Origin of the sequence: Pseudarthrobacter albicanus, from assembly GCF_018224015.1 — a bacterium.
Classification (GTDB): Bacteria; Actinomycetota; Actinomycetes; order Actinomycetales; family Micrococcaceae; genus Arthrobacter; species Arthrobacter albicanus.
Map to the genome: position 1 here is coordinate 17,570 of NZ_JAGPOT010000069.1, position 20,753 is coordinate 38,322.

General features: G+C 69.2%; 22 protein-coding genes. 12 read left to right on the forward strand and 10 right to left on the reverse strand.

What is annotated here, in order from left to right:
• Positions 1–128: 128 nt before the first annotated feature.
• Together J9611_RS14885 and J9611_RS14890 are read right to left on the reverse strand one after the other, a co-directional pair.
• The gene (locus J9611_RS14885; RefSeq protein ID WP_211881227.1) at positions 129–377 is read right to left on the reverse strand and encodes an SCO4226 family nickel-binding protein; all 249 of its coding nucleotides are present in this window, start codon (positions 375–377) and stop codon (positions 129–131) included.
• Between the two features lie 145 nt (positions 378–522).
• Positions 523–768, reverse strand: a complete 246-nt coding sequence (locus J9611_RS14890; RefSeq protein WP_211881229.1) for a hypothetical protein — start codon at positions 766–768, stop codon at positions 523–525.
• 322 nt (positions 769–1,090) lie between these two features.
• Here J9611_RS14890 and J9611_RS14895 point away from each other — a divergent pair, with 322 nt between their 5' ends.
• The gene (locus J9611_RS14895; protein ID WP_246527855.1) at positions 1,091–1,543 is read left to right on the forward strand and encodes a LysR family transcriptional regulator; all 453 of its coding nucleotides are present in this window, start codon (positions 1,091–1,093) and stop codon (positions 1,541–1,543) included.
• Positions 1,544–1,658: 115 nt separating this feature from the next.
• Here J9611_RS14895 and J9611_RS14900 read toward each other — a convergent pair whose 3' ends face one another.
• Complete coding sequence (locus tag J9611_RS14900) at positions 1,659–2,342, reverse strand: GntR family transcriptional regulator (RefSeq protein WP_211881230.1); 684 nt, start codon at positions 2,340–2,342, stop codon at positions 1,659–1,661.
• Positions 2,343–2,449: 107 nt separating this feature from the next.
• Here J9611_RS14900 and J9611_RS14905 point away from each other — a divergent pair, with 107 nt between their 5' ends.
• The 5 genes from J9611_RS14905 to J9611_RS14925 all read left to right on the forward strand — a co-directional run bounded on the left by J9611_RS14905 (position 2,450) and on the right by J9611_RS14925 (position 9,095).
• A complete protein-coding gene (locus J9611_RS14905; protein ID WP_211881231.1) occupies positions 2,450–3,208 on the forward strand; it encodes a LamB/YcsF family protein in 759 nt (252 codons plus the stop codon).
• Positions 3,209–3,289: 81 nt separating this feature from the next.
• On the forward strand, positions 3,290–4,627 hold the full coding sequence (locus tag J9611_RS14910) for an MFS transporter (RefSeq protein WP_211881232.1): 1,338 nt from the start codon (positions 3,290–3,292) through the stop codon (positions 4,625–4,627).
• 64 nt (positions 4,628–4,691) lie between these two features.
• Complete coding sequence (locus J9611_RS14915) at positions 4,692–6,350, forward strand: 5-oxoprolinase subunit B/C family protein (protein ID WP_211881233.1); 1,659 nt, start codon at positions 4,692–4,694, stop codon at positions 6,348–6,350.
• Positions 6,350–8,125, forward strand: a complete 1,776-nt coding sequence (locus tag J9611_RS14920; RefSeq protein WP_211881234.1) for an acetyl/propionyl/methylcrotonyl-CoA carboxylase subunit alpha — start codon at positions 6,350–6,352, stop codon at positions 8,123–8,125. The genes J9611_RS14915 and J9611_RS14920 overlap by 1 nt, the downstream gene beginning before the upstream one ends.
• Positions 8,126–8,402: 277 nt before the next feature.
• The gene (locus J9611_RS14925; protein ID WP_211881235.1) at positions 8,403–9,095 is read left to right on the forward strand and encodes an HD domain-containing protein; all 693 of its coding nucleotides are present in this window, start codon (positions 8,403–8,405) and stop codon (positions 9,093–9,095) included.
• A gap of 58 nt (positions 9,096–9,153) precedes the next feature.
• On the opposite strand, the gene J9611_RS14930 is transcribed toward J9611_RS14925, so the two are convergent.
• On the reverse strand, positions 9,154–9,831 hold the full coding sequence (locus J9611_RS14930; RefSeq protein WP_307857116.1) for a DUF2306 domain-containing protein: 678 nt from the start codon (positions 9,829–9,831) through the stop codon (positions 9,154–9,156).
• Between the two features lie 30 nt (positions 9,832–9,861).
• Here J9611_RS14930 and J9611_RS14935 point away from each other — a divergent pair, with 30 nt between their 5' ends.
• Positions 9,862–10,593 carry a TetR/AcrR family transcriptional regulator C-terminal domain-containing protein gene (locus J9611_RS14935; protein ID WP_307857117.1) on the forward strand — a complete coding sequence of 244 codons (732 nt, stop codon included), beginning with the start codon at positions 9,862–9,864 and terminating at the stop codon, positions 10,591–10,593.
• A 156-nt stretch (positions 10,594–10,749) separates the two neighbouring features.
• On the opposite strand, the gene J9611_RS14940 is transcribed toward J9611_RS14935, so the two are convergent.
• On the reverse strand, positions 10,750–11,580 hold the full coding sequence (locus tag J9611_RS14940; RefSeq protein ID WP_211881236.1) for an oxidoreductase: 831 nt from the start codon (positions 11,578–11,580) through the stop codon (positions 10,750–10,752).
• Between the two features lie 132 nt (positions 11,581–11,712).
• Positions 11,713–12,591, reverse strand: a complete 879-nt coding sequence (locus J9611_RS14945) for a helix-turn-helix transcriptional regulator (protein WP_211881237.1) — start codon at positions 12,589–12,591, stop codon at positions 11,713–11,715.
• Between the two features lie 193 nt (positions 12,592–12,784).
• On the opposite strand from J9611_RS14945, the gene J9611_RS14950 reads away from it, so the two are divergent.
• From J9611_RS14950 to J9611_RS14965, 4 genes are all read left to right on the forward strand, one after another.
• Positions 12,785–14,239, forward strand: a complete 1,455-nt coding sequence (locus J9611_RS14950; protein ID WP_307857118.1) for an MFS transporter — start codon at positions 12,785–12,787, stop codon at positions 14,237–14,239.
• 23 nt (positions 14,240–14,262) lie between these two features.
• Complete coding sequence (locus tag J9611_RS14955) at positions 14,263–15,246, forward strand: aldo/keto reductase (RefSeq protein ID WP_211881238.1); 984 nt, start codon at positions 14,263–14,265, stop codon at positions 15,244–15,246.
• A gap of 86 nt (positions 15,247–15,332) precedes the next feature.
• A complete protein-coding gene (locus J9611_RS14960; RefSeq protein WP_211881239.1) occupies positions 15,333–16,094 on the forward strand; it encodes an SDR family oxidoreductase in 762 nt (253 codons plus the stop codon).
• Between the two features lie 50 nt (positions 16,095–16,144).
• Positions 16,145–17,188 carry an NAD(P)-dependent alcohol dehydrogenase gene (locus J9611_RS14965; RefSeq protein WP_211881240.1) on the forward strand — a complete coding sequence of 348 codons (1,044 nt, stop codon included), beginning with the start codon at positions 16,145–16,147 and terminating at the stop codon, positions 17,186–17,188.
• A 111-nt stretch (positions 17,189–17,299) separates the two neighbouring features.
• On the opposite strand, the gene J9611_RS14970 is transcribed toward J9611_RS14965, so the two are convergent.
• From J9611_RS14970 to J9611_RS14985, 4 genes are read right to left on the reverse strand one after another with little or no spacing between them, the layout of a single operon-like run.
• Entirely contained in the window at positions 17,300–18,283 is a 984-nt protein-coding gene (locus J9611_RS14970; protein WP_211881241.1) for a quinone oxidoreductase family protein, read from the reverse strand.
• A gap of 49 nt (positions 18,284–18,332) precedes the next feature.
• Positions 18,333–18,668, reverse strand: coding sequence for a carboxymuconolactone decarboxylase family protein (locus tag J9611_RS14975; protein WP_211881242.1), 336 nt, complete (start codon positions 18,666–18,668; stop codon positions 18,333–18,335).
• A gap of 10 nt (positions 18,669–18,678) precedes the next feature.
• Positions 18,679–19,077, reverse strand: a complete 399-nt coding sequence (locus J9611_RS14980) for a (R)-mandelonitrile lyase (protein ID WP_246527856.1) — start codon at positions 19,075–19,077, stop codon at positions 18,679–18,681.
• A gap of 44 nt (positions 19,078–19,121) precedes the next feature.
• Positions 19,122–19,679 (reverse strand): MmyB family transcriptional regulator, encoded by a 558-nt coding sequence (locus J9611_RS14985; protein WP_307857119.1) that lies wholly within the window; start codon positions 19,677–19,679, stop codon positions 19,122–19,124.
• On the opposite strand from J9611_RS14985, the gene J9611_RS14990 reads away from it, so the two are divergent.
• On the forward strand, positions 19,654–20,595 hold the full coding sequence (locus tag J9611_RS14990) for an aldehyde dehydrogenase family protein (protein ID WP_307857120.1): 942 nt from the start codon (positions 19,654–19,656) through the stop codon (positions 20,593–20,595). The two genes, J9611_RS14985 and J9611_RS14990, sit on opposite strands and share 26 nt — an antisense overlap.
• The last annotated feature ends 158 nt before the right edge of the window (positions 20,596–20,753 follow it).

Below are 20,753 nucleotides of genomic sequence, written 5' to 3' on the forward strand. Positions count from 1 at the left end.
ACGCCGAGTCCCCCCGGGGCAACGAAGCTCTCCGGCAGCAGCGGCGACTGGCGCGTCCGCACCGGCGAGTACCGGATCATCTACGAGATCCGGGACGCACAGCTAATTGTCCTGGTTGTACTGGTCCACTAGACAGCGAACGGAACGGGATGCACCTCGTCCGCAGGGTGACCTGCACGTTCGTGAATGCGCCGCACTGCGTCCGCGGAAGGCGCCTCGGACAGGCAGTAGACCACACCGGCCTCAGGGTCAGCCCACGCACTCTTGAATTCGACGTTTTCCTCGCCCTGGATGGCCAGGTCGGCATCGTGGGCCGCTTTCAGATCTTCCTTCGTGAGGCCCTTCATGTTGTTGTGAACGTCCATAAACTGCGGCATGACAACGCTCCCTAATAATGGTCGACCTGTTGGTCGGCCTGGGGTTGTGGGGGATATAAGCCGACGCTAGACGCGTGCGCGGAAGCAGTCAAGAGCCGCGTTGAAGGCAGCCCCGGCGGCAGTCAGCGGCCTTGGCAGTTACGCCCTATCCGGCGCCCTCCCCGGGCGCTGCCCCCTCATCCAGGGTTGCCGGCTTGATCCAGGTCGCCACCACATTGACCCCGCCGTTCTCGTCCCGGTCCGTGACGATTTCAATTGCGGAAGCCGACGCCCCCATACCCAACAGCTCGTCCCGGTAGGAGGCTGCGAGGGCCGTGAGGCTTTCCTCCGTCCACTCGCCGGGGCGCATTCTGGTCGAGATTTCAACAGGTTCGGGCTGGTATAGCGTCACGTGGTGCCTCCTTGGGGGACTGCCCGTGGCTGGTCCTGCCACTGCGGTCGTTGCGAATCGTCACGGTTCCGGGATGTTTCCACGCTAGGACGCGCAGGCGCCCGCGGCAAGGAAGGGTTCAGGGCTGGCGGCGGCCATTGCCTGGCTGCAACAGCCGCCGCGGCATCACAGGCAGGGATGCCATGCCCCGGGATGGAGCTGGATAACGCATGGGTATGAAGAACCTGGACCTGCTGCCCCGGCTGCAGGTGCTGCTGGAACTCCGCAATGTCTCCCGGGCGGGGAGCGTCTCCAGCTCAGCCAGCCGGCCGCGAGCGCCGCGATGGCCCGGCTGCGCCGGCATTTCGACGACGAACTTCTGGTCCGCACCGGCCGCGCCTACGAGCTCACCCCCTTCGCGCACGCCCTGGTGCCGCTCGTGGATGAGGCCATGCTCCACATCCAGCGGGCCACCCGGATCCGCTCAAGCTTTGATGCCTCGACGAGCGAGCGGGAATTCGTCATCGCGGCCTCGGACTACGCGGCCGCGCTGATCGTCGGCCGCTCCGCGGGATACTGCGGGAGGAGGCTCCTGGTGTCTCGGTGGACTTCATCCCGACCTCAGGGATGCGGGGCGAGCTTGCCGAGTACGCCAAGATGGACCTGCTCATCGGCCCTACCGGCTACCGGATGCCTCAACATCGGGGCTCGTGATTTCAAGATGGGCGAGATGGGCGAGGAACTTTTCCACGTTGATTCCTTCGGATGCTGGATCTTTAGGGAGGCTCGGTTGTGAGCCTCATCACCACCCCGACGCCTCTCAGGTATATCGGGAAGGGGGAGCCTTGGATATGAGCTATTCGTTCAACGGATACATGCTGCCGCATCCCCGGCCACGCCCGGTCCCCGCCCTACTCCCCGTGGACGGCGGTCTGCTTCTCTTCCGAGCGGTCCAGGTAGGCCAGCAGGAGCCGCCCGGCGCGGTCCAGTTCGCCGGCTTCGAGGGCGGCGCAGATCTCCTCGTTGTCGGCCAGGTAGCCGCGGTAGAAGTCCGCCTCCACTGTCGCCTTGTGGAAGAAGAGCCGCATCTCGGCCAGGACCTGGGACATGATGGTGTCCAGCCGCCGGCTTCCGGCCAGGGCCACGATGGCGCCGTGGAAATGCGCGTTGGCGCTGCCGAGCGCCTCGTCGTCGTCGGCGGCCGCCGCGGCCTTGCCTTCCTCCACCGCGGCCCGGACCGCGGCGACGCGCTCGGGGCCGCCGCCGCCGCGGATCGCGCTGACTTCGATCGCGCGGCGCACCGTGTAGACGTCGTGGATGTCCCCGGGCGCCAGGCTCGCGACGAACACCCCCCGGTTGGGATGCCGGACCACGAGGCGTTCGGCCGCGAGTTCGGCGAACGCTTCGCGGACCGTGTTGCGGGAGACGCCCAGCTCCTCCGCAATCGTCGATTCCGTCAGCCGGTTCCCCGGCAGCAGCCTCCCCTCGGCCAGTTGCAGGCGCAGTTCCGCGGCCACGCGGTCCGCCACGGACGGGACGGCCACGCGCAGCCGCGCTGCCGCCTGGCTGCGGGTTTGCGCTTCGGAAGTGGTCATAGTGCCGAATCTACACGATTGTTCCAAAGTTGAATCGTCGGATTGTTGAACAATCGTCGCAAGTGATGCATCCTTGTATCGGGGCTATCATGAGACGAGGATCACAAATGGCAACCATCGACCTTAACAGCGACGTCGGCGAGTCATACGGCCGCTGGACCCTGGGCGACGACACAGCGATGTTCCGCTCGGTTTCCAGCGCGAACGTGGCCTGCGGATTCCACGCCGGGGACCCGTCCGTGATCCGTGCGACATGCCGTGAAGCGGTTGCCGCCGGCGTCGTGATCGGCGCCCACGTCGGTTACCGCGACCTGGCCGGGTTCGGGCGCCGGTTCCTGGACATCGACCCCATCGAGCTGGCGGACGAGGTGGTCTACCAGATCGGCGCGCTGCAGGCGCTGGCCGCCGTGGAGGGCGGCACGGTCAGGTACGTCAAGCCGCACGGCGGCCTCTACAACGCCATCGTCACGCACACCGGCCAGGCGCAGGCCGTCGTCGACGCCGTGAAATCCGTGGATCCGGGCCTGCCCATCCTCGGGCTGCCGGGCTCGGAGGTGCTCCGCCTGGCCGAGGCGGCAGGGCTGCGCGCCGTGACCGAGGCTTTCGCGGACCGGGCCTACAACCCCGATGGCACCCTGGTTTCCCGCACGCTCCCCGGCGCCGTCCTGGCGGACCCAGCGCTCGTCACCGAGCATGTCCTCCGGATGGCCTCCGATTCCGCCGTCCGCACCGTTGACGGCTCCATCCTGAAGATCCGCGCCGAGAGCATCTGCGTCCACGGCGACTCCCCGGGAGCCGTGACCATGGCGGCCGCGGTGCGGCAGGCGCTGTCCGACGCCGGCATCACCACCGCGGCGTTCGTCTAGGCCGCACGCAGCACCCGGCACCCCGATGCGCTCCACCCACCCAGCAGCACAGGCAGCACCCGCACCCCTGGAGGAACAGTCATGACCGCACCACACCAGGCCTCACCGGCCGGCGCCACGAGGAAGCTGCCGCCCGGCGCCCTGAAGGCCTACATCGCCAGCCTCACCGGCACATCTCTGGAGTACTACGACTTCGCGATCTACTCGGTGGCCTCGGCCCTGGTCTTCCCCAAGATCTTCTTCCCGAACAACGACGAGTTCGTGGGCCTCCTGCTTTCCTTCTCCACCTTCGCCGTCGGATACCTGGCCCGCCCCATCGGCGGCATCGTCTTCGGCCGCCTCGGTGACAGGATCGGCCGCAAGAACGTCCTCGTGATCACGCTGCTGCTGATCGGTGCCGCCACCGTGCTGATCGGCGCCCTCCCCGACTACTCGGTGATCGGCGTAGCAGCCCCCACCATCCTGGTGCTCCTGCGCCTGGCCCAGGGAATCGGCGTCGGCGGCGAATGGGGCGGCGCTGTCCTGCTCTCGAGCGAATTCGGCACCGCCAGCAAGCGCGGATTCTGGTCCTCCGCAGCCCAGATCGGGCCGCCCGCCGGCAACCTGATGGCCAACGGCGTCCTGGCGGTGCTCGCCGCCACCCTCAGCAACGCGGACTTCCTCGCCTGGGGCTGGCGGGTGGCCTTCCTGGCCTCCGCCGTGCTGGTGGTCTTCGGGCTCCTGATCCGGCTCAAGCTGGAGGAAACCCCGGTCTTCAAGGCCATCAAGGCCCACGGCGAACAGCCCAAGGCCCCCATCAAGGAGGTCTTCACCAAGGAGCCCCGCGCCCTCGTGTCCGCCGCGCTGTCCCGGATCTGCCCCGACGTCCTCTACTCCCTGTTCACCGTTTTCGTGGCCGTCTACGCCACCAGGGAACTGGGCATGACCACCGGAAACGTGCTCGGCGCCATCCTCATCGGCTCGGCGTTCCAGCTGGCGTTGATCCCTGCCGCCGGCGCCCTCACGGACCGCTTCAACCGGCGTCTCGTCTACGGCATCGCCGCCGCCGGCACCGCAGTCTACATCCCGCTGTTCTTCCTGATGGTCCAGGGCAGGTCCGTCCTGCTGCTGACCGTCGGTGTCGTGATCGGCCTGGCCTTCCACGCCTTCATGTACGGACCGCAGGCGGCCTACATCACCGAGCAGTTCCCGGCCCGGCTGCGCTACGCCGGCAGCTCACTGGCCTATACGCTAGCCGGCGTCGTCGGCGGCGCCATCGCACCGCTGGTCTTCACGGCCCTCTACGCCGCCACCGGCAACTGGTACGTGATCGCGGCGTACCTGCTGGCAAGCTCCGTGGTGACCATCGTCGGCCTGGCCATCGGCCGGGATCCGCACACGGATGAGGAAGAGCGGCTCCTGCAGGACGCCCGCGCCTGAACGGCGCTGACCCTGAGCGGCGCGGACGCTATTCGTGAGACACCGGCAATGATGGAAGCGGCTGATGATTGAGGCAGCGGGGGAAACCCCGGCATTACAGAAGGTCCGCTCCGTGCGGGCCGTGGGAACCTGCGCGGTGCTCGCCGAGCTTTCCGGGACGCAGGACGTGCTCGCCCTGCAGGCACTGCTCCTCGAAAAGCCGCTGCCGGGCCAGACGGACGTGCTGGCCGCGGCCGAGACCGTCCTGGTCAGGGCCGACTCACCCGCCTCGGCCCGGCGCATCGCTGCGCTCCTGCCCCGGCTCCAGCTCACCGCGCGGGCCCGCACCGAGGGTGAACTGGTGGTCATAGAAACCGTGTACGACGGCGAGGACCTCGCCGAAGTGGGGCAGCTTACCGGTCTCGGGACCGACGGCGTGATCGCAGCCCATTCCGGCCAGCTCTGGACCATGGCCTTCGCCGGCTTCGCCCCGGGGTTTGGCTACCTGGTGGGGGAGAACCAGTCGCTGGAAGTCCCCCGGCGCAGCTCGCCCCGCACCGCCGTCCCGGCGGGCTCGGTGGCGCTGGCCGGCCACTACTCGGCCGTGTATCCGCGCAGCTCACCCGGCGGCTGGCAGCTGATCGGCCGCACCGGCGCGAAGATGTGGGACCTGGACCGGGAGCAGCCGGCCCTCGTCACCCCCGGCCACCGCGTCCGGTTCCGCGCGGTCCGGAACGCGGTGACACTGGCCGCGGAGCCCGCCACAGTTTCCCCGGAAGCTCAGCAGGCCGCGTCCGGCCTCCGGGTCCTGTCACCGGGAGTGCAAAGCCTGATCCAGGACCTCGGCCGGCACGGCCACTCCGGCCTGGGCGTTTCCGCCGCCGGGGCACTGGACCGCGCCTCGCTGCGCCGGGCCAACCGCCTCGTGGGCAATGCGCCCGGCGCGGCGGCGGTCGAAACCGTCGCCGGCGGCCTCCGGGTCCAGGCCGTCGGGGACCAGGTCCTCGCCGTCGCCGGGGCGCCGTCGCACCTGGGCATCGAGTCGCCGTCGGACCCTGAGCCAGGGGAGTCAGGGGAGTCCGGGGAAGCCGGACAGCGCCGGACGGCGCCCATGGCCACACCGTTCGCCCTGCTCGACGGCGAAATCCTCAGCATCGGCGCGCCGGAGAGCGGGTTCCGCAGCTACGTCGCGGTCCGGGGCGGCGTGGATGCCGCCCCGGTGCTGGGCAGCCGCTCCACGGACACCATGTCCGGAATCGGCCCGGCGCCGCTGGCCGGCGGCGGGGTCCTCGCCGCCGGCCCGGACACGGAATCCGGCGTCGTGGGGGATCCGGAACTGCAGCCGGACTTCCCGGGCACCGGCGTGAGCGTGCTCGACGTCGTCCCCGGCCCGCGTGCCGACTGGTTCGACCAGGCGGCCCTGGACTCCTTCTGCGGCCAGGACTGGGAAGTGACACCGCAGTCCAACCGCGTGGGCATGCGCCTGCAGGGAACCCCGCTGCAGCGCAGCCGCACCGGCGAACTTCCCAGCGAAGGGACGGTTGCCGGGGCCCTCCAGATTCCCCCGGAAGGCCTGCCCGTACTCTTCCTGGCCGACCACCCGATCACCGGGGGCTACCCGGTGATCGGCGTCGTGGTCGACTCCCAGCTGGACCGTGCCGCCCAGATCCCGATCGGCGCCAGGATCCGCTTCCGCTGGGCCGCCGCCGGACCCACCACTTCCGAACGAAAAGCGAGTAACTGATGCGCAAGGTCCTGATCGCCAACCGTGGGGAAATCGCGGTCCGGATAGCCCGGGCCTGCGACGACGCGCAACTGGCCTCCGTCGCCGTGTACGCGGACATCGACGCCGACGCACTGCACGCCTCCGCCGCGGACGAGGCCTTCGCCCTGGGCGGCAACGCCCCGGCGGACACCTACCTGAACATCCCCAAGCTGCTGGCCGTGGCCGCCGAATCCGGGGCCGACGCCGTCCACCCCGGCTACGGCTTCCTCTCCGAAAACGCCGACTTCGCCCAGGCCGTCCTCGACGCCGGACTGACCTGGATCGGCCCCGCCCCGGACGCCATCCGGCTCCTCGGCAACAAGATCACCGCCCGCGAGGCCGCCGTCCGGGCCGGTGCGCCGCTCGTGGCCGGGAGCGACGGCCCGGTGCATTCCGCCGCCGAGGCCCGCGCCTTCGCCGAGCAGCACGGCCTGCCGATCGCCATCAAGGCGGCCTTCGGCGGCGGCGGCCGCGGCATGAAGGTGGTCCGCGCCCTGGACGAGGTCGAGGAAGCCTTCGACTCCGCCGTCCGCGAGGCCGTTGCCGCCTTCGGCCGCGGCGACTGCTTCGTGGAGCGCTACCTGGACCGTCCGCGCCACGTCGAGGCGCAGGTGCTGGCGGACGCGCACGGCAACGTCGTCGTCGTCGGAACCCGCGACTGCTCCCTGCAGCGCCGGCACCAGAAGCTCGTGGAGGAGGCCCCCGCGCCGTTCCTCAGCGAGGAGCAGACGCAGCAGATCTACGACGCCGCGAAGGCGGTCTGCCGGGAGGCCGGCTACACGGGCGCCGGAACGGTGGAATTCCTCGTGGCGGCCGACGGCACCGTCGCGTTCCTGGAGGTCAACACACGGCTGCAGGTGGAGCACCCGATCACCGAGGAGACCACCGGGATCGACCTCGTGCAGGAGCAGTTCCGGATCGCCGCCGGCGAGCCGCTTCGCGTCCGCGAGGACCCGGCACCCCGCGGGCACGCCTTCGAATTCCGGCTCAACGCCGAGGACGTGGGCCGCGGCTTCCTGCCGTCGCCCGGCACGATCGGGGAGTTCGCCGGCCCCACCGGGCCCGGCATCCGGCTCGACACCGGGGTCCGCTCCGGATCTTTCGTCCCGCCGCAGTTCGATTCCCTGCTGGCAAAGCTGATCGTCACGGGCGCGGACCGCCAGCAGGCGCTGCGCCGGGCACGCCGGGCACTGGCGGAGATCAGCATCACCGGGGTGGCCACCGTGCTGCCGTTCCACCGGGCCGTGCTCGAATCCCCGGACTTCACCTCCGAGACGCACCTGGGCATCCACACCCGCTGGATCGAGACCGACTTCGCGGACCTCATCCCTGCCGACCCGGACTTCAGCACCACCAGTCCCGACGGCGAACGCCGCACCATCACGGTCGACGTCGACGGGCGCCGGCTCGCCGTCGGACTCCCCGCGGAGCTGCTGGACGGCTGGGCGCTTTCTGCCCGGACGCTGTCCGGCGGGGCGCTGCCGGCCGGGGTTTCGCTTGATCCAGCGTCCGACGGCGGTGCGGCAGCCGGTACCGCCGACCCCGCCGAACTCCGCGCCGACATGGCCGGGACCGTGGTGAAGTGGCTCGTCGAGCCCGGCGCCGAGGTCGCGGCGGGGGACCCCGTGGTGGTCCTCGAGGCGATGAAGATGGAAACCCAGGTGTCCGCCCACCGCGCCGGAACCGTGACCGGCGTCCGCGCGGAAGCCGGCGGCGTGGTGGCCGCGGGCGCGGTGCTGGCGCTGATCGGGTAGCTGTTTCCGCCTCCACCCGAGCACTGGACATGCCCTCCGCCCGGGCCCAGGAGTGGACATAACCCCCATATGTCCATTGCTGGGGCGACGCGCGGGACATGTCCGGATCCGGCTTGGGGACATGTCCATCCCCGGGGCCAGGCGCGGGGCATGTCCGGAAGGGTCCGGGCATCCCCGGGCCCCAGATGGCTACGGGCGGACAGGGGACTTCAGTGTGGGTTCCGCTGGGCGGAAGCGACTCCTTGCCAGCCGGTGCCCCGGAGGGGACGCTGGCTGGATGACTAAACTTCAGCCCGCAGCCAACCACTCCGGCCTCGAAGTCTCGGCCGGCATCGAGATGGAGCCGGACGGGGTGATTGCCCTGGACCCGGAGCTGGCCGCCGTCTGGGAGCTCGCCGCGCCGCTGCTGAAGGTGCGGGACAATGACGCCCACACGCTCTACGCCCTCGGGCTGGCCCGCGCCCTGCTGGATGCGCACCCGGAGGCGGACGCCGCCGTCGTTCTTCCGGCAATCATGCTGCACGACATCGGCTGGTCACAGGTGCCGCCGGCGGAAGTCCTGCAGGCGATTGCGCCGGGCGGAGGCAGGCCGGACCTGGTGCTCCTGCACGAAAAGGAAGGCGCCCGGCTCGCCGCCGGCATCCTGGCCGACGCCGGATACGACGCCGGGAAGGTCCCGGCCATCCTGGCCATCATCGACGGGCACGACTCACGGCGGGAGGCCCTCTCGATCGACGACGCGATCGTCAAGGACGCGGACAAGACCTGGCGGCTCAGCCCGCACGGCATCGACACGGTGATGGATTGGTTCGGGCTGGACCGCGGCCTGGCGCTCCGCCTCTGCAGCCAGCGCGTCCACGGGCACCTGTTCACGCCGGAAGCCCAGGCGATGGCCCGCGCCTTGTCGGCGCTGGAATCGGTGACACTGTGGCCGCAACGGCAGGCACTGCTGGGCGCGGGCCGGACCTGACGCGGGCCGCCAATCCGGCGGCACCGAGCAAGTCCGAACTGCCCGTATCCGGCGGCTTTCAGCGCGAAGCTGCTGCATGGGGCTCGACAGATCGGTCGGAAGTACGGGATGCCCGCGCGGATCGCTGAGAGCGCCGGTGGATGACGTACTCGGCCACCGCAAGGTTGAGCACCCACGATGCCCCCATGAACACTGCCTTGGTCAGCTGGTCGGCGGGGCCGATCAGAAGAATCCAGGGAATTTGCACCAGGGCCTGGGTTCCCGCGGCGACGCCGATTGCGTAGCCGCGGGTCATCCAGGCGCTGTGCCTGACGAAGTCCCGGCGCCCGATCGCGAGGAGCCCCAGGACGATGCTCACCACCATGGCCGAGCCGAAGACGAGCCGAAGAACGAGGAGAATCTCGCCGTCGGTGGCCGGGAGGGCGTAGAAAACCGCCATCCATAGGCCGGAAAGGGCAGCGAGCAGGCCGGCAGGGATGAGGACACCTCCGGCGATGCGGTGCCAGCTGCGCTTGCCGCGGCTGCCTCGACGACGTGAAGGAACGAACTGGAACGCCCCGAGCAGGCAGTACACGGTGACACTGGGAATGTGGATCAGCACCGGGACAGGCGAGCCGAAGATCACCGGGATGAGGCTGAGGAAGATCAGGGCGGCGGGCACGAGCCACGCGGCTTGGGGTCTGCGGATGGTTGCAGGGTCCGCCCCTACGGTCGCGGTCTTTCTGCTGGGGTCCACCGGGAATCCTTTGTTCGACAGGTGGTTTAGGTGGTTCAGCAGATCGAGGTGGGGCCGCGCGTGCGCCTGAACACGGACCGGGTGCTGCACGCCGCCGTCTCCCTCGCTGACGACGTCGGCATCGAGTCACTGAGCATGCGCAGGCTCGCGCAGGAGCTCGGCGTGGTGCCGATGGCGCTGTACAAGCACGTCGCGAACAAGGAAGAGCTTCTCGACGGCATGGTCGGCGTCATCGTCGGCGAGATCGATCCGCCGGTCCGCGATGCCGGCTGGAGGAGCGCGGTCCGGCAGCGGATCCTCTCGGCAAGAGAGGCGCTCCTGCGGCACCCGTGGGCCCGCCAGGTGCTCGAATCCCGCACCAACAGGACGCCGGCCGTACTTGAATACATGGACACGTTCATCGGGATGTTCCTGGCCGGCGGTTTCTCTGTTGACCTCACCCACCATGTCATGCACGCCCTGGGCAGCCGCATGTGGGGGTTCACCCAGGAGTTGTTCCAGGACCCGGCCGGGGCCGACACGGAAGGCAAGGCCGAGGTGCCGCCGGAGGTGCAGGCGGCCATGTTCCAGGAGATGTCCACGCGGTACCCGAAAATCCTGCAGATTGCCATGGCCGCGAAGCACGACGACGGCCCTGTCGTCGGGCCAGGCTGCGACGACCAGTTCGAGTTCGAGTTCGCCCTCGATCTTCTCCTCGAGGGGTTTGACCGCCTTCACCGGCAGGACTGGACCTCGGCGCGGGCGAAGCTGGTGCGTGGATAACCGGCCGCCCGGGACACGCGGGGAGATCGTGGCGGCCGCCGCGCCCCAAAGCACTCGTCCAGGCCCGCCGGTTTGCCGCAAAAGGCCGGAATGGGGTGCCCATGGCGGCCTTCTGCGGCAAATGGGTGTCCCCGCCCGGAGCCGCTGGGCCGTATCTCAGCCCTCGATGCCCGTGCTGAGGCTGAGGTCCCGCCATTGGTCCAGTTCCGTGCGCTGTGCCTGGGCGACGGCGGCAAATGCGTCGAAAGCGTCTTTGCCGAGCACCATCAGCGACGGCGGGTTCGCACTTTCGACGATTGCCAGGATGGCTTCTGCGGCCTTTGCCGGGTCGCCCGGCTGGGTGCCGTGGACCGTGTCGTGCTCCTTGCGCCGTTTCCCGGCCGTCTCCGCGTAGTCCTCGATCGCCGTCGCGGACTGGGTGAGTGAGCGGCCGGCGAAGTCCGTGCGGAACGCGCCGGGCTCGATGACGGTGACGTGGATGCCCAGCGGCTGCAGTTCCTTGTGGAGGGATCCGGACAGGCCTTCCAGGGCCGCCTTGGTTGCCGAGTAGTATCCGGATCCGGCCGGTGAGATGCGTGCTCCGATGGAGGAGATGTTCAGGATGGACCCTGCCCTGTTCGCGCGCATGTCCGGGAGGACTGCTTTGATCATGTCGACGGCGCCGAAGACGTTGGTGTCGAACAACTGCCGGATGTCGGCGTCGTCCGCTTCCTCAACCGCGGCGCGGTAGCCGTAGCCGGCATTGTTGACAAGCACGTCGATGCCGCCGAAGCGGGTCCGGGCACCTTGCACCACCGAGCTGATCTGTGCCCGGTCGGTGACGTCGAGGGGGAGGGCCAGCGCCGTGTCAGGGAAAGCGGCCGCGATGTCCTGCAGCGTGGTGGCGTTTCGTGCTGTGACGACGGCGTTGTGGCCGTGGGCGAGCACTGCCTGGGCGAGGGCCCGGCCGAGTCCGGTCGAGCATCCTGTGATGAGCCATGTAGCCATGGGGGTCTTCCTTTCGTGGGGGACGCCAGCGGCGAGGTGCCGGAATGGCGCAGCTCGACGTCTGGCGGGGTGGGGTGCGCTACGGCCGGACGAGGACCTTGAGCGCCTCGCGGGCGTCCATCGCGCGGTAGGTCAGTCGGAGAGGGCAGCGGAGGCGGAGAGTTCACTGGTGGCGGTCGCGGCCCAGCTGGCCAGCAGTTTCAGGCGTTCGTCGCTGGCGGAGCCGGGTTCGGCGGTGTAGGCGAACATGGTCCAGCCGGGGTTGGCCGGCAGTTCCATCGCTTCGTAGCTCAGTTCGAGGTCACCGACCACGGGGTGGTGGATGCGTTTGATGCCGGTCCGGTGGAACCGGACGTTGTGGGCGGCCCAGCGGGTGCGGAATTCGTCGCTGCGCGTTGCGAGCTCGCCGATCAGGTCGCTGAGACTCCTGTCATGCGGCTTCCGGCCGGCGTAGCCGCGGAGGACGGCGACGATGTCGTCGGCACCCCGGTCCCAGTCCGGGAAGTAGGTGCGTGCTTCTGGGTTGAGGAACATGAAGCGGGCACTGTTGGCAGGCCGCACAGGGTCGGCGAGGAGCGGCGCGTAGAGGGCACGGCCGAGGGGGTTGGCGGCGATGAAATCCATGCGTTCATTGCGCACCCAGGTGGGGGCGCCGGTTACGGCATCCAGAAACCGCTGCAGGCTGGGACGCAGTTCCGGCGGCCTGGCCGCACGCCTGCGGGCCGGTCCCGGCTGGGCGGCACGGGCGAGATCGAACAGGTGGGCCGTCTCGGCTTCGTCCAGTCTCAGGGCGTGGGCAATGGCTTCGAGCACTTCCTCGGACACCCCGGTGAGGTTCCCGCGTTCCAGCCGGGCGTAGTAATCGACGCTGACGGAGGCCAGGGTGGCGACTTCTTCCCGCCGCAGCCCGGGCACGCGGCGGTTGCTGCCGACGATCAGGTTCACCTGCTGCGGTGTCACGTTGGCCCGGCGGGAGCGCAGGAACTCACTCACATCATTTCGACTATCCATGGTTTCAGGCTAAGGCCGGACGGCGAACCGCGGGAGGGCCTGACAGTACACGCCTCGTGGCCGCAGGCCGCGCTGAAGGGTGGTCTGCCAGTACGTGGAACAGCAGTGACTCCCGCCCGGCTTCCAGATGCGGTGTTCTTGATAGTGCAGGCCCGCCCAGGCCCCGCCAATCCTGCTACCAAGAAGGACAACCGTGAAAACCACCACGGCCACCACGGCCGCCCCGGTCGCCCCGGCCAGCCGGGTCCGCCCGACGGCGATCCTGGCGATCATCCTCGTCAGCTACTTCATGATCATCCTGGACAACTCGATCATCTTCACCGGCCTGCCCAGGATCCAGGCGGAGATGGGCCTGTCCGCCACCGGACTGTCCTGGGTGCAGAACGCCTATACCCTGGTGTTCGGAGGCCTGCTGCTGCTCGGCGCCCGGCTCGGTGACATCCTGGGCCGCCGCCGGGTGTTCATCGCCGGCCTCGCGGTCTTCGCCCTGGCCTCCCTGCTGGTCGGTGCGGCCCCCAGCGAGTGGTGGCTGGTCGCCGCCCGGGCACTCCAGGGAGTCGGCGCCGCCGTCGTCGCGCCCTCCGCCCTGTCGCTGCTGACGGCCACGTTCGCCGCCGGCAGGGAACGCACCCGCGCCGTCGCCGCCTACGGCGCGGTCGCCGGCATCGGCGCCAGCCTGGGCCTGGTGGTCGGCGGCGCCCTCGCCGAATGGGTCTCCTGGCGTGCCGGCTTCTATATCAACGTGCCCATCGGCATCGCCATGATCATCGCCGCGGTCCGGTTCATCCCGGAGACCCCGCGGGCCACCGGCCGCTTCGACATCATCGGCGCCGTGGCCTCGACCCTGGGCATGGGGGCCCTCGTCTTCGGCATCGTCAACTCCGTCGATGCCGGCTGGGCGGCGCCCACAACGGTCACTGCCGTGGTGGCGGCTGCGGTCCTGCTGACCCTCCTCGTAGTGAACGAATGGAAGGTGAAGCAGCCGATCATGCCGCTGCACCTCTTCGCGAACCGGGAGCGGGCCGGCGCCTACACCGCCCGCCTCCTCTTCGCCGGCACCATGATCGGTTTCTTCTTCTTCACCACGCAGTTCCTGCAAGGGGTCTACGGCTACAACCCGCTGCAGGCCGGCGTCGCGTTCTTCCCCATGACGGTGGTCAACTTCTTCGTCGCACTCGCCGTCCCGCGGCTGACGCACCGGTTCGGCAACGCGGCACTGCTGGCCGCCGGGCTCGCCCTGACCCTCGCCGGCATGTTCTGGCTCAGCCGGATCACCGCCGATACCCCGGACCTCACCGGCGTCGCGCTGCCCCTGGTCCTGATCGGAATCGGCCAGGGCCTCGGCTTCGCGCCGCTCACCGCCGCCGGCATCGCCGGCGTCACCGCGAACGACGCCGGAGCCGCCTCCGGCCTGGTCAACACCTCGCACCAGCTCGGCAGCGCCCTCGGAGTCGGTGTCCTGGTGGCCCTTTCGGCCAACGCGGGCTCGCTGGCCGGCAGCGTGGCGATTGCCTATACCGGCGGATCCGTCATGCTGGCCGCCGCGTTGCTGGCCGTACTGCTCCTCATCGTTCCCGCCGAGCGCGCCGTCCGGCGCACGGCCCGGACCGGGTCCGGCAAGCCGGCACCCACCACCCCGCACTCCTGACACCCCCTTGAAGGGACACACACATGGAATACACACACCTCGGCATCTCCGGCCTGAAGATCAGCCGCATCGCGCTCGGTTGCATGAGTTTCGGCGCCCCCGGCACCGGACGCGACTGGGTCCTGGATGACGACGCCGCAGAACCTGTCTTCCGGCAGGCCCTGGAGCTCGGCATCACGTTCTGGGACACCGCCAACGTCTACGCCCAAGGCACCTCAGAGGAGATCGTTGGACGCGCGGTCCGCAAGTACAGCAGCCGCGAGGACGTCGTCCTGGCCACCAAGCTGTTCTGGCCGATGCACGCCGGCCCGGGCGGCTCGGGCCTGTCCCGCAAGGCAATCCTCGAACAGGTAGACGCGTCCCTTGACCGCCTGGGCACCGACTACATCGATCTGCTGCAGATCCACCGCTTCGACCCCGAAACCCCGGTCGAGGAGACGATGGAAGCCCTGCACGACGTCGTCAAGGCCGGCAAGGTCCGCTACCTCGGTGCCTCATCCATGTGGGCGTGGCGGTTCGCCAAGATGCAGCACACCGCCGAGAAGAACGGGTGGACCAAGTTCATCTCGATGCAGGACCAGTACAGCCTCACCCACCGTGAAGAAGAACGCGAGATGTTCGGCCTGCTCGCCGATCAGGGCGTCGGGAGCATCCCGTGGAGCCCCCTGAACGCCGGGCTGAATGCCCGTCCCTGGGGGCAGCAGAGCACCGCCCGCGCGAACAGCAACCCGTCTAGGGACATGTTCGGCAACCCGCTGTGGCTCGACGGCGACAAGGCCATCATCGACGCGACCGAACGCATCGCGAAGGACCGCGGCGTGCCCATGGCACAAATAGCGTTGGCCTGGGTGCTCAGGAACCCCGTCGTCGACTCAGTGCTCTCCGGCGCGACCAAGCCCCACCACCTCGGTGACGCCGTGGCCGCCCTCGACATCCACCTCACCGACGACGAAATCCGCTCGCTCGAAGAACCCTATGTACCGCGCACGCCCACGTACTTCGCCTAAAACAAGCAGACACCGCAGCTGCGCGGGCGCGCACTCGCCCGGCGGGAGCACCCCCACACAACAACCGAATCTGACGGAGTAACTCCATGACCACTGCAACGCCACAACGCGTCCTCCTCATCGGCGCTACCGGCGGGACCGGGCGGCTGGCCGCTGCCGCCGCGGCCCGGCACGGACTCAAGGTCCGCGCCCTCGCCAGAAACCCCCAGCGGGCCCGGACGATTCTTCCCGACGTCGAGATCGTCCAGGGCGACCTCGAAGACCCGGCCAGCCTCACGGCAGCCGTTCAGGACGTCGACGCAATCCTCTTCACCCACGGCTCGGACAGCGACGGACGCCCCGGCTCCGCCCAGCGCATCGACTACGGCGGCGTCGCCAACACACTGAACGCGCTGAACGGGCGTCGCCCGAGGATAGCCCTCATGACGTCGATCAACGTCACCCGCAGTGACAACGGCGCCTACCAGGACCTGCTGGACTGGAAGCGCCGGTCCGAACGGCTCGTCCGGCTGAGCGGCGCCCCCTACACGATCGTCCGCCCGAGCTGGTTCAACCCGGGCGCCGGGAAGCATCTCGTGATCAAGCAGGGCGACACCGGATCGGGCGCCGTCCGCCGCGAAGACGTCGCAGAAGTCCTCATCCGCAGCCTGCTGACCGACGAAGCCGCAGGCAAGACCTTCGAGCTCTACGCCACCGCCGGCACGCCGACGTCCGACTGGGCGGGGCTGTTCGACACCGCTGTCCCAGACGCCGATGGCGCCCTGGACGGTGCCAAGGACACCGGCAACCTGCCGCTGGAGAAGGAACCCGCCCCCGTCCGCGAGGACGTGGCCCGGTTCCGCGCCTGATAACCCCTACCGACACCCGCCCGTTTTACCAAGAACCACAGGAGAAAATCATGCTGACCGTCAACGCCTACGCCGCCACCTCCGCGACCGGGGACCTCGTCCCGACCACCATCGAGCGCCGCGACGTGGGCCCGCACGACGTCCTGATCGAGATCAAGTACGCCGGCATCTGCCATTCGGACATCCACACCGTCCGCGGCGACTGGGGACCCCAGCAGTACCCGCTCGTTCCCGGCCACGAAATCGCCGGCATCGTCACCGGGACCGGCTCCGCCGTCACCAGGCATGCTGTCGGTGACCGGGTCGGCGTCGGCTGCATGGTGAACTCCTGCGGCGAGTGCGTCAACTGCCAGAAAGGCGAGGAGCAGTACTGCCTGGCCGGGAACACCGGCACCTACGGTGCCGTGGACCGGGACGGCGCCATCACCCAGGGCGGCTACTCCACCCACGTCGTGGTGACCGAGGACTTCGTCGTGCGGATCCCGGAGGGCATCGGGCTCGACGTCGCCGCGCCGCTGCTGTGCGCCGGGATCACCACCTACTCCCCGCTGCGCCACTGGGGCGCCGGCCCCGGCAGGAAAGTCGCCGTCGTCGGCCTCGGCGGCCTCGGACACATGGCCGTGAAGCTCGCCCACGCCATGGGCGCCGAGGTGACCGTCCTGTCCCAGTCGCTGAAGAAGATGGAAGACGGGCTGAACCTGGGCGCCGACTCCTACTACGCCACCAGCGACGAAAACACCTTCACGGACCTCGCCGGCACCTTCGACCTGATCATCAACACCGGCAGCGCCCCGATCGACATCAGCTCCTACCTGCAGCTGCTGAGCCTCGACGGCGCCCTGGTGAACGTCGGCGCGCCGGCCGAACCGCTCCCGGTGAACGTGTTCTCCCTCATCATGGGCCGCCGGTCCTTCGCCGGATCCGCCATCGGCGGCATCCGCGAAACCCAGGAGATGCTCGACTTCTGCGCCGAACACCACCTCGGCGCCGAGATCGAGGTCATCCCGGCCGCGAAAATCAACGACGCCTACGAACGCGTCCTGGCCTCCGACGTCCGCTACCGCTTCGTCATCGACACCTCGACGCTGAACTAGCCCCACCGCGCCTCTCCACGGCAGCCCTCGGCAACAATCTGCCGAGGGCGGCCGTGCGAGGGATCCCGTTCAACAGGAGGGACGAAGTCGTCGACTGAGCCCGGCGCGGACTCAGGGCACTGTCAGGATGATCTTGCCGTGGGCCCGACCGCTGCGCATGCGATTGGCGGCTTCCTTGGCCTGGCCGAACGGGAGGACGCTGTCGATGACGGGGCGGATGCGGCCGTCGGCCACGGCGGGCAGGACCTGATGGGCCAGGGCGGCGATCACGTGGCCGAGTTCGTCGGGGCGGCTGAAGCCGAACGACACTCCGGCGATCCGGAGATGGCGGTAGGAGAGCGCGTCCAGGTTGATGGTCGACTCCGCCTGGTCCAGCCGACCGATGTTGACGATCCGGCCGTCCACGCGTGTGGCGGGGAGACAGTCGGCGAAGGTCTGCCCACCGACGTGATCCAGAACGAGGTCGGCCCCTTGGCCGTCGGTGGCATCCAGGACCAACCCGGTGAGGTCCTGACTGGCCGTGGCGATGACGCAGTCGGCCCCGGCGTCCGTCAGCAGGTCCTTCTTGGATTCGGTTCTGGTGGTCGCGATGACGGTCCCGGCCCCAAGGCTCTTGGCGATCTGGATGCCGATCAGGCCGATGCTCGAGGTGGCGCCGGTGATGAGCACGGACTGGCCGGGCTGGAAGTCGCCCAGGGTCAGTGCGCCGTGCTCGGTGAGCAGGCCGGTGGGCAGGGCAGAGGCGTCCTCGTCGGCAATGCCGGCGGGGACGGCGATGACGTGCCGGTGGTCGGCCAGGACATACTGGGCAAAGGCTCCCTGTGTGGTGCCCATGACCCGTTCGCCGAGGCGGACGCCGCCGGCGCCCTCGCCCAAGGCGGCGATCTCGCCGGCGAACTCGAAGCCGGCCAGGTACTCCTGGCGGCTGCCGGAGGCGGGGTCGGCCGCCGCCAGCATCTGCACGTCGGCGTTGTTGAGCGAGACCGCGCGGGCGCGAACCAGCACTTGTCCCGGCCCAGGCTTGGGTACGGGTACCTGGCGCGTTTCCCAGTCGGGTCCGGCCCCGCCGAACAGGGCGGTCATCATTTCGGTCATGTGCTGTTCCTTCGGCTTCGTGGCTGTTGATCTGGCGCTGCGCGACCGCCTAGCTTCGGGGCTGGTCGGTTTCTTCGACGATGCGCTTGAGGGTGGTGATGGCGCTCATGCCGTTGGGCCAGCCGGTGTAGAAGGTCAGGTGGATGATCGCTTCGACCAGTTCGTCCTTGGTCAGTCCGTTCTCCAGGGCCTTGCGCAGGTGGAACTCGACCTGGTCGGTGCGGTAGAGCGAGACGAGGGCCGAGACGGTGACGAGGCTGCGGTCGCGCTGAGACAAACCCGGGCGCTCCCACATGTCGCCGAAGAGCACGTCGTCGGTGAGTTCGACGAGCTTGGGGGCGAAGTCGCCGAGCATCTTCTGGATTGCGCTGGGTTCAGTGGACATTCGGCGGTGCTTACCTGGTGCCGTATTCCTCGTCGGTGACGAGGGCGCCCCACTCGGACTCGGGTCCTTCGACGGGGGCTTCCCACATGGCCAGGTGGGTCATGAAGTGCTCCGGTGCGGCGCCGTGCCAGTGCCATTCGCCCGGGGGCGTGTAGATGGTGTCGCCCGGGCGGATCTCAATGACATCGCCGCCGCGGGACTGGACCAGCCCGACGCCCTCGGTGACGTGCAGGGTCTGGCCGACGGCGTGGGAGTGCCAGGCCGTGCGCGCGCAGGGGGCGAAGTGCACCGAGTTCACGCGCATGCGTGAGGGTTCGGGCTGCGGGGCGGCAACGACGTCGAACCAGACGTCACCGGTGAACATAGCGGCCGGGCCCTTGACGCTCGGCTTCTTGGGTTGGATTTCCAATGGGTCTCCTTCTGGGTTGATGGCTTCGGCGCGCACAGTGAACGTCACTGGTTGTCCGCTACGGCCGCTGTTTCCTTCTGCTCGGCCTGTTCCAGGGTCGCCGCCCAGCTGCCCAGGAGGCGCAGAGCGTCCTCGGAGGCCGAGCCGGGTTCGGCGGGGTAGACCAGCAGGGAAAGTCCTGGGTCGGCTGCCAGGTCCATCGCCTCGAACTTGAGGTCGATGTCCCCGACGACCGGGTGGTGGAAGTGCTTGAGCCCTGTGAAGTGCTGCCGCACGTCGTGTGCCGCCCACCGGGTGCGGAACTCCTCGCTGCGCATCGAGAGCTCACCGACAAGGTCGGACAGCTCGCGGCTGTAAGGGTCGCGGCCGGATTCGGTGCGCAGGATCGCGACGGTGTCGCTTGCCGCCTTGTTCCAGTCCGGGTAGAACTCCGCCGAGCGGGGGCTCAGGAAGATGAACCGGGCATGGTTCACCGGCCGGCCCGGATCGCGGTACATCTCCGAATACAGGGCGCGCCCGAGCCGGTTGACGGCCAGGATGTCCAGGCGGCCGTTGCGCACGAACGCGGGTGCGCCCGTGATCGCATCGAGGGTGAACTGCACGCTGGGCCGCACCTGCTGCGCGGGGCGGCGACGGGGCCGCGGGGTCGTCCCCGCCGGCGTCGTCAACCTGGTCACCGGCTCCGGCCGGCTTGGGGATGCCCTGGTGAAGCACCCGGGCGTGAACAAGGTGGCGTTCACCGGTTCGACGCCGGTGGGGCGGAAGATCGCGGCGGCCTGCGGGGAACTGCTGCGCCCCGTCACCCTGGAGCTCGGCGGGAAGTCCAGCGCCATCGTGCTGCCGGACGCGGACCTTGACGCCATGTCGAAGGTGCTGATCCGCTCTGCGATGCGCAACACCGGGCAGACCTGCTACACCTCCACCCGGATCCTGGCCCCTGCCAGCCGCTACGAGGAAGTCGTGGACATGGTCACCACCACCATCGCCGCCGGCAAGCAGGGCGACCCGCTGGACCCGGCCACGGTGTTCGGCCCCTGCGCCACGCAGTCCCAGTACCGGATCGTGCTGGACTATCTCGAGGCGGGCCGGGCCGAGGGGGCCCGGGCCACCACCGGCGGCCGCGCCGCGTCACTGGGTGGCGGCCTGGAAGGCGGCTTCTTCGTGGAGCCGACGGTCTTCGCCGGCGTCATGCCGGACATGCGGATCTCCCGGGAGGAGATCTTCGGCCCGGTGCTCTCGATCCTGAAGTACGACGACGCCGGCGGCGGCGTTGATGAGGCTGTCGCGCTGGCCAACAACACCGAGTTCGGCCTCGGCGGGCTGGTGTTCGGCCAGGACCCCGAGGCGGCACTCGCCGTCGCGGACCGGATGGACACCGGCTCCGTGGGCATCAACTTTTTCGCCTCCAACCATGCCGCGCCGTTCGGCGGCCGGCGCGATTCGGGCCTCGGCACCGAGTACGGCATCGAGGGCCTGAACGCGTACCTGAGCTACAAGTCGATCCACCGGAAGGGGTAGCTCGCAAAGTGTTGGTGCCGACATTGCCGGGCGTTGATCCCTAGGAGAGCGCTGAACAAGGGGCAATCCGGAGATGGGATACGGCTTCCGGGCCGCTCTTCGGAGCTTTGGGCGGCCCGCTGACGGCCTGGGAATGAGAGGCCGGGGCCCGGGAATTT

What these genes read in the sequence shown, in the direction of transcription:
- J9611_RS14940 (WP_211881236.1), bottom strand. Translation starts at nt 11,580, where the DNA reads ATGGCTACATGGCTCATCACAGGATGCTCGACCGGACTCGGCCGGGCC.
- J9611_RS14915 (WP_211881233.1), top strand. Translation starts at nt 4,692, where the DNA reads ATGATTGAGGCAGCGGGGGAAACCCCGGCATTACAGAAGGTCCGCTCC.
- J9611_RS14905 (WP_211881231.1), top strand. Translation starts at nt 2,450, where the DNA reads ATGGCAACCATCGACCTTAACAGCGACGTCGGCGAGTCATACGGCCGC.
- J9611_RS14975 (WP_211881242.1), bottom strand. Translation starts at nt 18,668, where the DNA reads ATGTCCACTGAACCCAGCGCAATCCAGAAGATGCTCGGCGACTTCGCC.
- J9611_RS14970 (WP_211881241.1), bottom strand. Translation starts at nt 18,283, where the DNA reads ATGACCGAAATGATGACCGCCCTGTTCGGCGGGGCCGGACCCGACTGG.
- J9611_RS14925 (WP_211881235.1), top strand. Translation starts at nt 8,403, where the DNA reads ATGACTAAACTTCAGCCCGCAGCCAACCACTCCGGCCTCGAAGTCTCG.
- J9611_RS14965 (WP_211881240.1), top strand. Translation starts at nt 16,145, where the DNA reads ATGCTGACCGTCAACGCCTACGCCGCCACCTCCGCGACCGGGGACCTC.
- J9611_RS14955 (WP_211881238.1), top strand. Translation starts at nt 14,263, where the DNA reads ATGGAATACACACACCTCGGCATCTCCGGCCTGAAGATCAGCCGCATC.
- J9611_RS14945 (WP_211881237.1), bottom strand. Translation starts at nt 12,591, where the DNA reads ATGGATAGTCGAAATGATGTGAGTGAGTTCCTGCGCTCCCGCCGGGCC.
- J9611_RS14885 (WP_211881227.1), bottom strand. Translation starts at nt 377, where the DNA reads ATGCCGCAGTTTATGGACGTTCACAACAACATGAAGGGCCTCACGAAG.
- J9611_RS14920 (WP_211881234.1), top strand. Translation starts at nt 6,350, where the DNA reads ATGCGCAAGGTCCTGATCGCCAACCGTGGGGAAATCGCGGTCCGGATA.
- J9611_RS14900 (WP_211881230.1), bottom strand. Translation starts at nt 2,342, where the DNA reads ATGACCACTTCCGAAGCGCAAACCCGCAGCCAGGCGGCAGCGCGGCTG.
- J9611_RS14910 (WP_211881232.1), top strand. Translation starts at nt 3,290, where the DNA reads ATGACCGCACCACACCAGGCCTCACCGGCCGGCGCCACGAGGAAGCTG.
- J9611_RS14895 (WP_246527855.1), top strand. Translation starts at nt 1,091, where the DNA reads ATGGCCCGGCTGCGCCGGCATTTCGACGACGAACTTCTGGTCCGCACC.
- J9611_RS14960 (WP_211881239.1), top strand. Translation starts at nt 15,333, where the DNA reads ATGACCACTGCAACGCCACAACGCGTCCTCCTCATCGGCGCTACCGGC.